Source organism: Tessaracoccus lacteus (assembly GCF_029917005.1).
Classification (GTDB): domain Bacteria; phylum Actinomycetota; class Actinomycetes; order Propionibacteriales; family Propionibacteriaceae; genus Arachnia; species Arachnia lactea.
On record NZ_CP123967.1, the window covers coordinates 972,472 to 987,239 of the forward strand.

General features: G+C 70.8%; 14 protein-coding genes. 4 read left to right on the forward strand and 10 right to left on the reverse strand.

Features of this window, described 5'->3' with window-relative positions; all coding sequences use genetic code 11:
- Positions 1-2: 2 nt before the first annotated feature.
- The 7 genes from QH948_RS04390 to ctaE form a co-directional block, all read right to left on the reverse strand.
- Positions 3-1,154, reverse strand: a complete 1,152-nt coding sequence (locus tag QH948_RS04390) for an ABC transporter permease (RefSeq protein ID WP_281145669.1) — start codon at positions 1,152-1,154, stop codon at positions 3-5.
- Positions 1,151-2,032, reverse strand: coding sequence for an ABC transporter ATP-binding protein (locus QH948_RS04395; protein WP_281145670.1), 882 nt, complete (start codon positions 2,030-2,032; stop codon positions 1,151-1,153). Before QH948_RS04395 ends, QH948_RS04390 begins: the two co-directional genes overlap by 4 nt.
- A 44-nt stretch (positions 2,033-2,076) precedes the next feature.
- The gene (locus QH948_RS04400) at positions 2,077-3,483 is read right to left on the reverse strand and encodes a GuaB1 family IMP dehydrogenase-related protein (protein ID WP_438874133.1); all 1,407 of its coding nucleotides are present in this window, start codon (positions 3,481-3,483) and stop codon (positions 2,077-2,079) included.
- Between the two features lie 85 nt (positions 3,484-3,568).
- On the reverse strand, positions 3,569-5,269 hold the full coding sequence (gene qcrB / locus QH948_RS04405) for a cytochrome bc1 complex cytochrome b subunit (protein WP_281145672.1): 1,701 nt from the start codon (positions 5,267-5,269) through the stop codon (positions 3,569-3,571).
- A complete protein-coding gene (gene qcrA, locus QH948_RS04410; RefSeq protein ID WP_438874121.1) occupies positions 5,269-6,330 on the reverse strand; it encodes a cytochrome bc1 complex Rieske iron-sulfur subunit in 1,062 nt (353 codons plus the stop codon). Before qcrA ends, qcrB begins: the two co-directional genes overlap by 1 nt.
- The gene (qcrC, locus tag QH948_RS04415) at positions 6,327-7,124 is read right to left on the reverse strand and encodes a cytochrome bc1 complex diheme cytochrome c subunit (RefSeq protein ID WP_281145673.1); all 798 of its coding nucleotides are present in this window, start codon (positions 7,122-7,124) and stop codon (positions 6,327-6,329) included. The genes qcrA and qcrC overlap by 4 nt, the downstream gene beginning before the upstream one ends.
- A gap of 24 nt (positions 7,125-7,148) precedes the next feature.
- Positions 7,149-7,853 carry an aa3-type cytochrome oxidase subunit III gene (ctaE, locus tag QH948_RS04420; RefSeq protein WP_438874122.1) on the reverse strand — a complete coding sequence of 235 codons (705 nt, stop codon included), beginning with the start codon at positions 7,851-7,853 and terminating at the stop codon, positions 7,149-7,151.
- A gap of 208 nt (positions 7,854-8,061) precedes the next feature.
- On the opposite strand from ctaE, the gene QH948_RS04425 reads away from it, so the two are divergent.
- Complete coding sequence (locus QH948_RS04425) at positions 8,062-8,472, forward strand: response regulator (protein WP_219080590.1); 411 nt, start codon at positions 8,062-8,064, stop codon at positions 8,470-8,472.
- Positions 8,472-9,509 carry an anthranilate phosphoribosyltransferase gene (gene trpD / locus QH948_RS04430; protein WP_281145674.1) on the forward strand — a complete coding sequence of 346 codons (1,038 nt, stop codon included), beginning with the start codon at positions 8,472-8,474 and terminating at the stop codon, positions 9,507-9,509. Before QH948_RS04425 ends, trpD begins: the two co-directional genes overlap by 1 nt.
- On the opposite strand, the gene QH948_RS04435 is transcribed toward trpD, so the two are convergent.
- Entirely contained in the window at positions 9,496-10,137 is a 642-nt protein-coding gene (locus QH948_RS04435; RefSeq protein ID WP_281145675.1) for a prepilin peptidase, read from the reverse strand. The genes trpD and QH948_RS04435 overlap by 14 nt on opposite strands.
- Before the next feature lie 29 nt (positions 10,138-10,166).
- Here QH948_RS04435 and QH948_RS04440 point away from each other — a divergent pair, with 29 nt between their 5' ends.
- Entirely contained in the window at positions 10,167-11,369 is a 1,203-nt protein-coding gene (locus QH948_RS04440) for a winged helix-turn-helix domain-containing protein (RefSeq protein WP_281145676.1), read from the forward strand.
- Positions 11,370-11,381: 12 nt separating this feature from the next.
- Here QH948_RS04440 and QH948_RS14080 read toward each other — a convergent pair whose 3' ends face one another.
- Positions 11,382-12,269, reverse strand: a complete 888-nt coding sequence (locus tag QH948_RS14080) for a sunset domain-containing protein (RefSeq protein WP_348634943.1) — start codon at positions 12,267-12,269, stop codon at positions 11,382-11,384.
- A 150-nt stretch (positions 12,270-12,419) separates the two neighbouring features.
- Here QH948_RS14080 and QH948_RS04450 point away from each other — a divergent pair, with 150 nt between their 5' ends.
- Entirely contained in the window at positions 12,420-12,929 is a 510-nt protein-coding gene (locus QH948_RS04450; RefSeq protein ID WP_281145677.1) for a peptidylprolyl isomerase, read from the forward strand.
- Here the strand turns inward: QH948_RS04450 and QH948_RS04455 are convergent.
- A complete protein-coding gene (locus QH948_RS04455; protein ID WP_281145678.1) occupies positions 12,916-14,709 on the reverse strand; it encodes a DEDD exonuclease domain-containing protein in 1,794 nt (597 codons plus the stop codon). The genes QH948_RS04450 and QH948_RS04455 overlap by 14 nt on opposite strands.
- Between the last annotated feature and the right edge of the window lie 59 nt (positions 14,710-14,768).

Sequence of the window (14,768 nt, forward strand, 5' to 3'; positions counted from 1 at the left end):
TCTCAGTCCGCCCGGCGCAGGGCGTCGCGCAGCCTCAGCACCGTGCCCGTCTGCAGCAGCCCGCGCCGGTAGATCCGGTCGCCGACCCAGATCGTGGCGGCCATGAATGCCGCCGCCACGACCAGGGCGAGCACCGCGTCGAGCCAGCCGGCGTCCCCCGACATCAGGCGGCCGGGCATCGTGACGGTCGAGGCGATGGGCACGTAGCTGAGCACGGTCGCGGCGGTGCCGCGCGCGAAGAACCCGGCGAAGTACACGAGCATGATCACCATGGTCAGCGGGGTGGTGGTCTGACTGAGGTCCTGCACGCGCGTGGCCATCGCTCCGGCAGCGGCCCAGAGGCAGGCCAGGGACGCGAAGCCGACGATGAAGAACAGCACGAACCAGCCGACGACCCCGCCCACGACGCCGAGCAGCGGAGCGAAGTGCGTCCATGACAGCCCGAGCAGAGCCACGCCCACGATCAGCACGACCTGCCCGAGCGCCATCGCCATGTTGCCGACGACCTTGCCGATCAGCAGCTGACGCACCGGGATGGCCGCGGCGAGGATCTCCACGACGCGTGACTCCTTCTCCGTGACGACCGACTGGGCGATCTGCATCCCGTAGGTCACGGCCGCCAGCATGAACAGGACGGAGAACGCGGCGGTGGCGATGAAGACGGCCACTGCGGCGAGGTCGTCGCCCTCCAGCGGAACGACGCTGAGCGTCGTGTCGGCCAGCACATCGGCCGGGTCGACGCCGAGCGCGGTCGCATTGGCGGAGATCTGCACGTGCGCGATGGCGTCGGCCAGGTCGGGAGTGTCGGTCAGGTCGCTGACGGTCAGCACCCAGCCGCCGGGGACCTGCTCGAGCGCGGCATCGGCGTCGGATCCGGCGACGGTGGAGCGCAGCTCGTCCGGCGTCACCTCGACGGCCTTGACGGCGACGCCGGTGGCAGCGGCGCGCTGCACGACCGCCATCGCCTCGTCGGTGGACACCGCGACGCGGGTCGTGCCGCCCCCCGTCGCGGAGACCACGCCGAAGCCGAGGCCGAGCACCACCAGCGCCAGGGTCGCGAGAGTGCCGATCCAGAAGGCCTTGTCGGTGAGCTGGGCGAGGATCTCGCGCCGGGCGACGGTGGCCCACGAGGCCCTGCGGCGGGGTGCGTTCATCGGGTGACCTCCCGGTAGTAGTCGCTGAGCGGCCGGACGACGGGCCCGAATGAGTGGACGGGGCCCCGGTCGAGGGCGTCGCGGAGCACCCGCTGGGCCGTGGCGTCGTCGGCGAACCGGACCTCTGCCCGGTCCCCGTGCAGCTCCACGACCGTGACGCCCGGCACCCCGCGCAGCCAACCGAGGTCGCCGTCGGCGGCGATCGCGTGGGAGGTGGGGCCCGAGGCCCGCAGCTGCGCGACGGTGCCGGCGGCGATCACGCGGCCCCTGCTCAGGATGACGATGTTGTGGCACAGGCGCTCGACCAGGTCGAGCTGGTGGGAGCTGAACAGGACGGGCACCCCGCGGGAGGTGAACTCCGTCAGCAGTGCGAACATCTCGTCGACGGCCTCGGGGTCGAGCCCGCTGAAGGGCTCGTCCAGCACGAGTGCTGCGGGGGAGGAGACCACCGCCCCGGCGATCTGGACCCGCTGCTGGTTGCCGAGCGACAGCTTCTCCAGCTTGTCCCGGGTGCGGTCGCCGAGCCCGAACCGGTTCAACAGCTCCAGCCCGGCGGCCCGGGCGTCGCCGCGGCGCATGCCGTGCAGCTCGCCGAGGTAGGTGAGCTGCGCCAGGATGGGTTGCTTCGGGTAGAGGCCGCGCTCCTCCGGCATGTAGCCGAACCTGGAGCGGTCGTCGCGGGTGACGGGGTGCCCGTTCCAGCGCACCTCTCCGGAGGTGGGCGCCAGGACGCCCATGATGATGCGCATCGTGGTGGTCTTGCCCGCCCCGTTGCCGCCGACGAAGCCGGTGAACTGGCCGTCGGGCACAGCGAAGGACACGTCGTCCAGGGCCGTCAGCGTGCCGAAGGTCCTTGTGACGTGCGAGATCTCCAACATGTGACCAGCCTGCCAGAGGCGCCGGTCCACAGGGGAGGCGCCGGTCACCAGCTCCTGTCGAGCGGGCGGCCCTCCTCGTAGCCGGAGCCGGACTGCACCCCTACCACGGCTCGTTCCTCGAACTCCGGCAGCGAGCGGGCGCCCGCGTACGTGCACGAGGACCGGACGCCGGACGTGATCCAGTCGAGCAGGTCCTCCACGCCGGGACGCTGTGGGTCGAGGTACATCCTGGAACTGGAGATGCCCTCCTCGAACAGCGCGGAACGGGCGCGCTGGAAGGCGGACATGTCCCGCGTGCGGTTGCGCACCGCGCGGGCCGAAGCCATGCCGAAGGACTCCTTGTAGACGCGCCCGTCGTGGTCGACGAGCTGGTCGCCGGTGGACTCGTGCGTGCCCGCGAACCAGGAGCCGATCATCACGGAGCCGGCGCCGGCGGCCAGCGCGAGGGCGACGTCGCGGGGGTGCCGCACGCCGCCGTCGGCCCACACGGACTTGCCGTGCTCGCGCGCGGCCTGCGCACACTCCAGCACGGCGGAGAACTGCGGACGGCCGACTCCGGTCTGCATGCGGGTGGTGCACATCGCGCCCGGGCCGACGCCGACCTTCAGGATGTCCGCGCCGGCGGCGATCAGGTCGACGCAGCCCTCGGCGGTCACGACGTTGCCCGCCACGATCAGGACGCGGCGGCCGGTCTCGGCCTCGAACGCGTCGCGGACGTCGCGCGCGGTGGCAAGGGCACCGATCATCTTCTCCTGGTGCCCGTGTGCCGTGTCCATCACGATGACGTCGGCGAGCCCCTCGAGTGCGGTGCGGACCTTGCCGGCCACGTCGCCGTTGATGCCGACCGCGACGCCGGCGCGCAGGCGCCCCTCGTGGTCGAGCGCGGGGGAGTAGATGGCGGAGCGGAGCGCGCCCTTCGGGGTCATCAGGCCGACGAGTCGGCCGTCGGCGTCGACCGAGACGGCGACCTTCTGATGGTGCTCGCTGAGCTGGTCGAACACCGCCTGCGGCGTCAGGTCGGGGGAGACCAGCGTGACATCGGTCGTCATCACGTCGCGGGCCTGCGCGAACCGGTCGGCGCCGGCCGCGGCCGACGGGGTGACCAGGCCGAGCACCCGATGGTCGGCGTCGACGACGACCGCCACCCCGTGCGCGCGCTTGGGGATGAGGGACAGGGTCTCACCGACGGTGGTGTCGAGGGAGACCGTGACGGCGGTGTCGAAGACCGGGTGCGCGGCCTTCACCTTGCGGATGGATGCGGCTACCACGTCGGAGGGGATGTCCTGGGGGAACACCGCCAGCCCGCCGCGGCGTGCCATGGTCTCGGCCATCCGGCGGCCGGACACGGCGGTCATGTTCGCCGCGACGAGCGGGGTCGGGGTGGCAAGGCCGTCCGTGGAGGTGAGGTCGACGTCGAGGCGGGAGGTCACGCCGGAGCGGCTCGGCACCATGAAGACGTCGCTGTAGGTGAGGTCGTACGAGGGTCGCTGATCCAGAAAACGCACGGGTCAAGAGTATGACACACCTGAGATGTTCTCAGTGCAGCGCTTTGGGGCCCTCGTCGTCGTCGCCCTCGAGTTCGCTGTGGTCACCGTGGTGCGCGGCGGCGTCGAGTTCGGCCGTGGTCGGTTTGGCGATGTCGTGGCCGAGGAACCAACGCGACACACGGGCGCGGAACCCGCCGACCTCGGCCTTCCTCGCGACCCCGGATCCGTCCGTCGTCGGTCCGGCCTCGAGCGGGGTGTGCTGCACGTGCTGCGTCAGGGTGAACTGCTCATCGACAGGGACGGGGACGTGGCCCTCGCCGTAGCCGCCCGCGGGGGAGCGGACGATGACGCCGTCCTCCGAGCCGTGCAGCGTGCGCTCACGGTCGGCGCGCTGCAGGGACAGGCAGATCCGTCGCGTGATGATGAACGCGATGATCGGGGCCACGAACACGGCGATGCGCATGAAGATCGTGATGGCGTTCAGGCTGAGGTGGAAGCGGGTGGCGAGGATGTCATTGCCGCCCGACAGCCAGAACATCGCATAGCACGTCATGCCGGCGACGCCCAGCGCAGTGCGCGTCGGGGCGTTGCGGGGCCGGTCCAGGATGTGGTGCTCGCGCTTGTCGCCCGTGATCCAGGCCTCGATGAAGGGCCACACCGCGAGCGCGCCGAACAGCAGGCCCATGAGGCCGACGCCGGGCAGGAAGATGGCCCACGACCAGGTGGTGGGCCCCCAGTGGGACTCGATGTTCGGCACGATGCGGATCGCGCCCTCGACCCATCCCATATACCAGTCGGGCTGCGATCCTGCGGTGACCTTCGCCGGGTCGTAGGGACCATAGGTCCACACGGGGTTGATCTGGAACAGTCCGCCCATCAGCACCAGGAAGCCGAACACCACGAAGAAGAAGCCGCCGGCCTTGGCCGCGTAGACGGGGAACAGCGGGTAGCCGACCACGTTGTTCTCGGTGCGTCCCGGGCCGGGGTACTGCGAGTGCTTGTGGTAGACGACCAGCACGAGGTGCGCGGCGACGAGGCCGAGCAGCAGGCCGGGGACCAGCAGGATGTGCACCATGTACAGGCGGGGGATGACCAGGTCGCCAGGGTACTCGCCCCCGAAGACGAAGAACTCCGCCCACGTGCCGATGATGGGGATGGACCGGATCAGGCCGTCGACGAATCTCAGGCCCGTGCCGGACAGTAGGTCGTCGGGCAGCGAGTAGCCGGCGAATCCCGCGATCAGGGACATCGACATCAGGCCGACGCCGATCAGCCAGTTCACCTCGCGGGGCTTGCGGAAGGCGCCCGTGAAGAACACGCGCAGCATGTGCACGAACGCCGCCGCCACGAACAGCAGGGCCGCCCAGTGGTGGATCTGGCGCACGAGCAGGCCGCCGCGTACGTCGAACGAGATGTGCAGCGTCGACGCGAAGGCCTCGGAGACCGGCATGCCCTTGAGCAGCTGGTAGGACCCGTCGTACTCGATCTCCGCCATGGACGGCTTGAACCAGATGGTCAGGAACACGCCCGTGATGAGCAGGATGATGAACGAGTACAGCGCGATCTCGCCCAACAGGAAGGACCAGTGGTCGGGGAAGATCTTGCGAAGCCCGGCCTTGCCGATCTTCGCGACGCCGATCCGCTCGTCGGCCCACCTCAGCGGGCCGGTGAAGCCGCCCTTGTGGACGGCGGGCGCCTCGGTCGCCTCGACGGACGGCGACGAGTCGACGACGCTCGTTGGCTTTGCCATTACTCGTCTCCATCCTGGAAGTCGTTGCGGGAGTCACGCTCGAAGTAGCTCGGCCCGACGGGGACCGTGAAGTCGCTCTGCGCGACGAGGTAGCCCTCCTCGTTGACGCGGATGGGGAGCTGGGGCAGCGCCCGGGCGGCGGGGCCGAACACGACCGTGCCGCTGTTGCCGAGGTCGAACGTCGACTGGTGGCAGGGGCAGAGCAGGTGGTGGGTCTGCCGCTCCCACAGGGAGATGGGGCAGCCGACGTGCGTGCAGATCTTCGAGTAGGCGAGGATGCCGGAGACCTGCCAGTCCTTGCGTGACTCGGGGATCCTGATCGACGCCGGGTCCATGCGCACGACGATGATCGCGGCCTTGGCCTTCTGCTGCTGCAACTCGGTGCCGTGCAGGTCGAGCAGGTTGGCGGGCTGGGCATTGACCAGCTGGCCGATCTCGAGGTGCTCCGGGCGCAGCGGGACCCAGTTCTCGTCGTTCACCAGGACGATGTCCTCGGCCCAGATGGTCTTCTCGATCGTCTCCGCGCGGACCTTCTTCGTCGGCCAGGGGCCCATGTCCGCGAACAGCAGGACGCCGGGGATCACGGCGAAGCCGACAGCGCCGCCGAGCGCCCCGAGCAGCAGCGGGCGGCGCTTGACGCCCGACTGCTCCACGCCGTCGTTCCACTTGGCGATGGTGGCCGCGCGGTCCTCCTCGGAGGAGGCCGCGGTGTGGCGCTCCTCGGCCATCTCCTCGTCGCCCATGATGACGCGGGCCCACTGGATGACGGCGATGCCGATCAGCAGGACCGCGAGGCCTGCGGTGGTGCCGAGGCCGACGTTCAGGGCGCTCGCGTGCAGCCAGCCGAAGTCGATGTACATGGTCTTCGGGACGACGAAGTAGATCACCACGAACGCGATGGCCAGCACCGGCACCAGGCCGAGCATGATCAGGATCGCGCGGTAGGCGCGGTTGCCCGCCCCCCGGTCGACGTCCGCGAAGCGCTCGACGTGCTCCTCGATGCCGGGATCCGGGACGACGTGACCGAGATCGGGATCCTTGACTGGCAGGTTGTCGCTCATCGGGCGCGGGCCCCCTTCTTGGCGATCCAGGTGGCAACGATGGCGAGGCCGCCGATGCCGATGACGAAGATCCAGAAGCCCTCGGACACGGGGCCGGCGTCACCCATGGTGAGGCCACCGTAGTTCGGCTGGGAGTTGACCTCTTCGAGGTAGGCGATGATCTCGGTCACCGACTCGTCGGTCATCACATCCTTCGAGAAGGTCGGCATCATCTGCGGTCCGGTGCGCATGGCCTCGTAGATGTGCACGGCGCTGGTGTCGCGCAGCGAGGGGGCGTACTTGCCCTCCGGCATGGCACCGCCGCCGCCGGTGATGCCGTGGCAGGCCGAGCAGTTGGCGCGGAAGAGCGCTCCGCCACGGGCGATGTCCTCCTCGGAGAGGTCGGCCGTGTACTGCGACTCCTCCGGGATGGCGGGTCCGGCGCCCAGCGACGCGACGTAGGCGGCCACCGACTCGATCTGGTCCTCGGTGAACTGCACCTCGCGGGCCGGGATCTGCGCCTCGCCGCGGGCAGCGGGCATGCGGCCGGTGCCCATCTGGAAGTCGACGGAGGCGGCGCCGACGCCGATCAGCGTGGGCCCTGCGGTGGTGCCCTCGCCGTTCAGGCCGTGGCACGACGAGCAGTTCTGGTCGAAGATCGCCTTGCCCTGCTCGACCTGTTGGGTCGTCTCGGTCTCGGCGGATGAACGCTGGGGGCTCACCACCGAGTAGCTGAGCGCGAGCACGACGAGCGTCAGGAGCAGCAGCACGGGTCGGGCGGCGGATCGCCGCCGAAGAGACGTGAGGAACTTCACTTCGAGATTCTCCTGTTGCTCGGTCTAGCGGAGGAAGTAGAGGACGCCGAACAGCAGGATCCAGATGACGTCGACGAAGTGCCAGTAGTAGGACACGACGTGGGCGCCAACGGTCTGCTCGTGGGTGTGGGTGCGCGTCATGAATGAGCGGGTCAGCACGAACCACATGGCGACGACCCCGCCCAGCACGTGGAGGCCGTGGAATCCCGTGGCGAGGAAGAACAGCGACCAGTACTGGTTGGTCTGGATGGTGAAGCCCTCGTTGAAGAGGGTGAAGTACTCCCACACCTGCCCGGACAGGAACACGGAGCCGAGGATGGCGGTCACGATGAAGCCCTCGCGCATGCCCCACCGCAGCGGGTTGAACCAGGATCCGCTGACCCGGCCGTGCTCGGCAGCGTTGGCGGCCAGCTGGCACGTCACCGAGCTCAGAACCAGGATCGCGGTGTTGATGCTCGCGAACGTGACGTCCAGGTGGATCGTGTTGGCGTCCCACAGCGACTGGGTGCCGGCCTCGACGGCCGCGGCGGTGGTGATGTCACGCGTCCAGAAGTAGGCGGCGAACACCGCGGCGAAGAACATGAGTTCGCTGGCGAGCCACACGATGACCCCGACGGCGACCGGATCGGGTCGGCCGGCTGGCCTGTTCAGGCGTGCAGAGGGGATCGGATGGAGCGCCCCTGTCGGCAGAGGCGATGGTGCGCTGAGAGTCTCATGTCTGGTGGCCACGACGTCATTATTGCGGGAAAAAGGCCTCATGGTCACGTGGACGCGAAAGTTAACTGACCCCGGCCGAGTCACCCGCGCGCGGTTTGCCATAATGCGGGCCAGCAGTGTAGGGACAGTGCGTCGCGCTTTCGGAGCCAGGCGGCCGCGCCGCCCCGCCGCGACGTGGCTACGATGAGGGGCAGACTCTCGAAGACGAAGGATGATCCACATGAGCAACGATCCGGTGCAGGTGCTCCTGTTCTCCGACGACCGCACGGTCCGCGAACAGGTCCGCCTCACGCTTGGTCGGCGCGTCGCCTCCGACCTGCCGGAGATCGAGGTGTTCGAGGTCGCGACACAGGGCGCGCTGCTCCGCACCCTCGACGCCGGCAACGAGTACGCGGTCCTCATCCTGGACGGCAACGCGCAGCCCTCCGGCGGCTTCGGCATCGCCCACCAGATCAAGGAGGAGTACGCCGACAGCGCACCGATCCTGCTGCTGGTGACGCGCGAGGCCGACGCCTGGCTGGCGTCCTGGTCCCGCGCCGAGGCGGTCGCTCCGTTCCCCGTCGACCCCGTCACGCTGCCCGAACAGGTCGCGAACCTCATCCGCGCAGGGCGGGCCGAGGCGAAGGCCTGATGTCCGGCTACACCTGGCCCGACATTCTCACCGGGCTGGTCCGCCGCGAGGGCCTCGAGGCCTCCGCCGCGACGTGGGCGCTCAATGAGATCTTCGCGGGCCGCGCCTCCGAGGTGCAGGTCGCGGCCCTCCTGACGGCCCTGCGCGCCAAGGGCGAGTCCGAGGACGAGATCGCCGGGCTCGCCGGGGCGATGCTCGCCAACGCCGCGCCCATCGCGCTGGACCCCGACGCCGTCGACATCGTCGGCACGGGCGGCGACCGGGCCAACACCGTCAACATCTCCACCATGGCCGCGATCGTCGCGGCCGGCGCTGGGGCGAAGGTCGTCAAGCACGGCGCCCGCGCCGCCTCCTCCATGGCCGGCACCGCCGACACCCTCGAGGCGCTCGGCGTGAAGATCGACCTCGACCCCGCGCGCCAGCCGGAGGTCCTCGACGAGGTCGGCATCGTGTTCCTGTTCGCGCAGCTCTACCACCCGGCCATGAAGAACGTCGCGGCCGTGCGCAGGCAGCTGGGCATCCAGACCACGTTCAACTTCCTCGGCCCGCTGGCCAACCCGGCCCGCCCCCGCGCCATGGCGCTGGGCGTCGCGAACGACGACATCGCGCCCGTCGTGGCGCGCGTGCTCGCCGAGCGCGGCACGCGGGGCATGGTGTTCCGCGGCTTCGACGGCCTCGACGAGCTGACCACCACCTCGCCGTCCGACGTGTGGCTGATCGCCGAAGGGCGCGTGCACCGCACCACCCTCGACCCGATGGAGCTCGGTCTCCAGCCGTCCGCCCCTGTCGCGCTCACCGGCGGTGACGCCGGGCACAACGCGCAGGTGGCGCGCGACGTGGTCGCCGGGAAGCCCGGGGCAGTCCGCGACATCGTCTCGCTGAACGCTGCGGCGGCGCTGCTCGCCTACCGCGGCATCTCCACCGTCGAGCCGCTGCTCGACCAGCTGCAGGGCCCGCTGGCGGACGCGCAGCGCTCGATCGACGAGGGCCACGCTCAGGCCACGCTGGAGAAGTGGGTCGAGGTCACCAACCGCTGAGCAGCGCGGCCGCGAACGGGCCGAGCCACAGGGCCGGCCCGTAGGCGAAGTGCCGGGGCCTGCCGGGCCCGCGGGCCGCCCACGCGGCATGCACGATCCCGTGCGCCGCGCCGAGGAGCGTGCCGGCCAGCAGCGCCGTCGCCCAGGCCATCGGCCCGCCGAGCGTGCCGACGGCCCCGACCAGCGCGGCGAGCCGGACGTCGCCGAAGCCCAGCCCCGGCAGCAGCCGCCACAGGGTCCAGAACAGCGCGTAGGCTGCCGCCGCGCCTCCGAGGGCGGCCAGCGCCTCCCGCCACGACGCGGCCGCCAGAGCCGCGAGCCCGAGAGCCATGGCCCCGGCCACGACCCGGTGCAGGCGCCGGGGCAGCCACGTGGTCATGGCATCGACGGCCACCAGCGGCAGGCCGAGGCCGAGATACGGCGCCCACAGCCACCAGTGCGGCGGCGGCACGAGCCACAGGATCTGGGAGAGCGCCGCGCCGACGATCCCCACGGCGGCGATCGACCCGGGCGTGACCAGCTCCTCGAAGCGGGGTGCGGCATCGTCGTCGACGCGGATGCGGGGGACCAGCAGCGACCAGGAGAGCGCGGCGACGAGCGTCACCACCAGCTGCGTCGCCACGATCATGCGCGCGAGACTATCGATAGGCTGGGGCGATGCCACGCAGGATCAGCGCGTCCCAGGCCCGCCGGATCGCCATCCACGCCCAGCGGCTCGACGCGCCGCACCCCTCGCGCCCCGGCCCGGCCACCCTGTCGCGGGCCATCGGACACCTCTCGGTGCTCCAGCTGGACTCGGTCAACGTGTTCGAGCGCAGCCACTATCTGCCGCTGTTCTCACGGCTCGGCGCGTACGACAGGCGGACCCTCGACCGGCTGCTCCACCACGACCACGGGCGCAGCCTCGGCGCCTTCACCGAGTACACCGCGCACGAGGCCGCGGTGCTCCCCGTCGCCGACTGGCCCCTGTGGGCCTGGCGACGCCACGCCCCCGTCCGCGACGGCTACCGAAAGTGGGCGACGGAGCACGCCGCGTTGATCGACGAGGTGCAGGCCGAGTTCCGGCAGCGCGGGGCGTTGAAGGTCAGCGAGCTGGAGCACGAGGACAACGTGCGCCTCGGCGGGGGCTGGTGGAACCACAACACGGTGCGGATCGCCGCGGAGTGGCTGTTCCGCCACGGCGAGCTGGTCACCGTCGGCCGGGACAGGTTCGAGCGCGTCCTCGCGCTCGCCGACGAGGTACTGCCCGCGGCCGCCCGCGCCGCCGTGCCGCGGGATGAGGCGCTGAGGGAGCTCGTGCGCCGCGCCGCCCGGGGCTACGGGGTCGCGACGCTGGACGACCTGGCCGACCACCCGCGCGTCAAGGGCCCGTCCGTGCGCGCCGCCGTAGACGCGCTCGAGGCCTCCGGCGAGCTGGAGCCGGTCGAGGTCGAAGGCTGGGGGAGGCCCGCCTGGCTGGCCGCCGGCACCCGGATCCCGCGGTCGGTGACGGCCGCAACCGTGCTCAGCCCCTTCGACCCGCTCGTCTGGTACCGGCCACGGGCGATGCGGATCTTCGGCTTCCACTACCGGATCTCCATCTACACCCCCGCGGCGCAGCGCGAGCACGGCTACTACGTGCTGCCCGTCCTGGTCGACGACGACCTGGTCGGCCGCCTCGACCTCAAGAGCGACCGGAAGGCGGGCGTCCTGCTGGTGCAGCACGCCCACGTCGAGCCCGCATCGCACGACAGGCGGTTCGAGCTTGCCCGGCGGCTCGCACCCGTGCTCGCCTCGGCCGCCGGCTGGCAGGGGCTGACAGACGTGCAGGTCGTCGGCCCAGGTACCTGGGCCGACGACCTGCGGGTCGCTCTGCGCTGATTCAGCGGCGCGTCAGCGCTGCGCCTTCGTGAAGCCGGCCTGCTGTGCCGCCTCCTCCGAGTTGAACCAGACCTCGGCGATCGTGCGCTCGTAGCCACCCGTGCCTGGGAGGTGGTACTTCTTCGACCGCTCGTTGCCCTTGATGATGAACTCGGCCGGTGGCTCGTCGCCCACGTAGGAGCCCTCGCCGTAGCCGTCGACGACCTCGAAGTCGGCCTCGGGGGCGGGCGCGCCCTCCGCCGTCATGTCGTTGTGCTCCTCGGCCTCCGCCTCGGTCACGACGATGTCGTCGGCCTCGGGCTCGGCCTCGGTGGGCGTCTCGATGTCGGAGGCGAACTTGGCCGCGTTCGAGAAGGTGTCGTTGTTGTTGACGTATGCCTTGCTCGGCTCGTGGGCCGTCCACCCGTCGTCCTTGGGGGAGAGGAAGTGCCGCAGGGCCGCCACGGCACCGGCGACGGCGGCGCCGATGGCGAGGAACTTGACGACGGAGCGGACCCTGCTCTTCTTCTTGACGGGCTCAAGCTCGCCGGAGAGGGCCTGGACGGCTGCGGTGCCGCGCCTGGTGGCCTCGGCGACGGCCGGGTGCTCGGCCGCCTGGTGCAGGACGTCCTGCAGCCTGGGGAGCAGGTCGTCCGTCACCTTGTCCTTGGCAGCCTCGACGGCCGGCGGCACGCGGTCGAGCGCGTCCTTGAGGTGCGGCTCGAGGTCCTCGAGGCGCTTGGAGGCGAATTCGGCGGTGCGGACCCTCGCGTCCTTGAGGACGGGCCCCGCCTGCTTCTGGGCCTCGTTCAGCAGTGCCTGGGCGCGATCCAGGCCGTCTTTCAGTGCGGCGGTCGAGTACTCGGCGGCGGCGGAGGCGGTCTCCACGGCGGCCTTCTTCAGTTCTTGTGAGGTGTTCACAAGTTCCTCCCAAATGTTGTGGCTCGTGATCGAGCACCTCCCACGCTACCGGCTTCCCAGTCCTCGGCAAGGGGGGAACGTGGAACAGGGCGCCGCGTTGGGGCGGTCTGCAAGACTGGGGGCGTATCCATTCGAAAGGACGCAGACACAGTGAGCACTGCCACGCTGCACACCAACCGCGGTGACATCGTCATCGAGCTGTTCAATGACCACGCCCCCCAGACTGTCGCGAACTTCGTCGGCCTGGCCGACGGCACCAAGGAGTTCGTGGACTTCCAGACGGGTGAGCCCACCACCGGCAGGTTCTACGACGGCCTGACGTTCCACCGCGTCATCGACGGCTTCATGATCCAGGGCGGAGACCCGCGGGGCGACGGCCGCGGCGGACCCGGCTACACCTTCGCCGACGAGTTCCACCCCGAGCTGAGCTTCAACAAGCCCTACCTTCTCGCGATGGCGAACGCCGGGCCCGGCACCAACGGCTCGCAGTTCTTCATCACCGTCGCGCCGACCCCGCACCTCAACCGTCGCCACACCATCTTCGGTGCCGTCACGGACGAGACCTCGCAGGCCGTCGTGGACGCGATCGCCGCGACGCCGGTCGACCGCATGGACCGCCCCGTCGAGCCCGTCGTGATCACCTCCGTCACGCTGGCCTGACGTACCGCGACCGCCCGTCCCGCTCCGCGGGGCGGGCGTCGTCATGTCCGGGCAGCGGGGGCGTGCGGGCGAGCTCCGGCCCCAGCAGCTCCAGAGCGAGCGCCCCCTCCGCGACGCCGGCGTGCACCGGCCAGAGCCAGTCCCCGTCGGTCTCGATGAGCCGGACCCCCGGCTGCTCGAGCCAGGCGGCGATCCGCTCAGCCTCCTCGACGCTGCCCGCGGGCAGGCCGCCGGCGGGCCGCAGCACCGTCTCGGCGGACGCGGCGGCCTCCTCCGCTGCGCTGCGCGCCAGGGCGGACGGGGCCGCGGTGGCCGCCGCGAGTCTGCCGTAGCGGATGACGTGGATGTCCCAGCCGCGCGGTGACTCCACGGCCGCGATGAGCTGCGGGACTGCGGCGAGCGAGCGCAGCCGGTGGTGGCGCAGCGAGGCACGGTAGTAGCCGCTCAGCCGGCCGGCGATGACGCCGGCCTCCTCGTAGCGTTCCTGCTCCACGAGGCGGCGCAGGCGGCCCCGGACGCTCCGCAGCACGGGGCGCACGTCCGAGGTCCAGCTCTCGCGCAGGGCCTCGGCGACCTCGCCGTAGCTGTCGGCACCCTCACCCAGTTCACAGGGGGCGACGCAGCGGCCCATCTCGGCGAGCGCGCAGGACGCAGTCGGTTTCCTGGCCGACAGGCGGGTGCTGCAGCGGCGGACCTTGAAGGCGTCGTACAGCGTCAGGGCCGCCTCCTCGGCGCCCTCCCGGTTCCGGAACGGTCCGAAGACCGTGGCCCCTTCCGGGACCCGTGTGACGATCGACAGGCGGGGGAAGGCCTCGTCGGTCAGCCTCAACCACACGAGCTTGCGTTGGTTCTTCGATCGCCGGTTGTAGCGGGGCGCCTGGGACTCGATCATCCGCAGCTCACGGACCTCGGCCTCCAGGTCCGTCGCGCAGGTCACGACGTCCACCCCGGTCGCGACCCGGACCATCTCGTGGATGCGGCCGCGCGTCTCCGAGGCGGTGAAGTAGGAGCGCACCCGTCGGCGCAGGTTGTTCGACTTGCCGACATAGAGGACCTCGCGGCGCCGGTGGCCGTCGGCGTCGGTGGAGTCCGCGTAGAAGGAGTAGACGCCCGCAGCCTCCGGTACAGCGGCGGCCCAGACCCGCTTCGCGCGACGGTCGGGTGACACCTTCACGGCGAATTCTGTGAGGTCCTCGAGCGTCGCCACGCCCAGGTTCCCGACCCGCTCGAGGAGCCCGTGCAGCACGTCGACTGTGGCGCGGGCGTCGCTGAGCGCCCGGTGGTTCGGCTCGGTGGTCGAACGGAAGTAGCGGGCCAGCGTGCCCAGCTTGCAGTTGGGCACCTCGTCGCGCAGCAGTGCGGTGCGCGCCAGCGCGACGGTGTCGACCACGGCCGGCCCGCGCCACGCCAGCCCGAGCTGCTCGTAGCCGCGCCTCAGGAAGCCCACGTCGAACCGGGCGTTGTGGGCGACGAGCACCGCACCCGCGGAGAACTGGTCGAAGGACGGCAGCGCGACGTCGATCGGGGGCGCGGATGCGACGAGTTGGGTGGTGATGCCGGTGAGGACCTGGATCATCGGCGGGATGGGGGAGACGGGGCGCACGAGCGTCTGGAACTCGCCGATGACGTCGCCGCCGCGCACCTTGACGGCGCCGATCTCCGTGATCTCGCTCTCGGCCGTGCTCCCGGTGGTCTCGAGGTCCACCACGACGAAGGTCACCTCCGACAGCGGGACGCCGAGGTCGTCGAAGGACGGCTGGATGGGCACGGTGGACGTCATGGGCCAGACGTTACCGACGGGCTCCGACACTTCCGCGGAAGGGGCAGGCGACCGCCTGT

Bases quoted from the DNA above. Each gene is read 5' to 3' on its own strand.
- qcrA (WP_438874121.1), bottom strand. From the start codon at position 6,330: ATGAGCGACAACCTGCCAGTCAAGGATCCCGATCTCGGTCACGTCGTC.
- QH948_RS04395 (WP_281145670.1), bottom strand. From the start codon at position 2,032: ATGTTGGAGATCTCGCACGTCACAAGGACCTTCGGCACGCTGACGGCC.
- QH948_RS04440 (WP_281145676.1), top strand. From the start codon at position 10,167: ATGCCACGCAGGATCAGCGCGTCCCAGGCCCGCCGGATCGCCATCCAC.
- QH948_RS04455 (WP_281145678.1), bottom strand. From the start codon at position 14,709: ATGACGTCCACCGTGCCCATCCAGCCGTCCTTCGACGACCTCGGCGTC.
- QH948_RS04400 (WP_438874133.1), bottom strand. From the start codon at position 3,483: ATGGTGCCGAGCCGCTCCGGCGTGACCTCCCGCCTCGACGTCGACCTC.
- QH948_RS04425 (WP_219080590.1), top strand. From the start codon at position 8,062: ATGAGCAACGATCCGGTGCAGGTGCTCCTGTTCTCCGACGACCGCACG.
- trpD (WP_281145674.1), top strand. From the start codon at position 8,472: ATGTCCGGCTACACCTGGCCCGACATTCTCACCGGGCTGGTCCGCCGC.
- qcrB (WP_281145672.1), bottom strand. From the start codon at position 5,269: ATGGCAAAGCCAACGAGCGTCGTCGACTCGTCGCCGTCCGTCGAGGCG.
- QH948_RS04390 (WP_281145669.1), bottom strand. From the start codon at position 1,154: ATGAACGCACCCCGCCGCAGGGCCTCGTGGGCCACCGTCGCCCGGCGC.
- QH948_RS04435 (WP_281145675.1), bottom strand. From the start codon at position 10,137: ATGATCGTGGCGACGCAGCTGGTGGTGACGCTCGTCGCCGCGCTCTCC.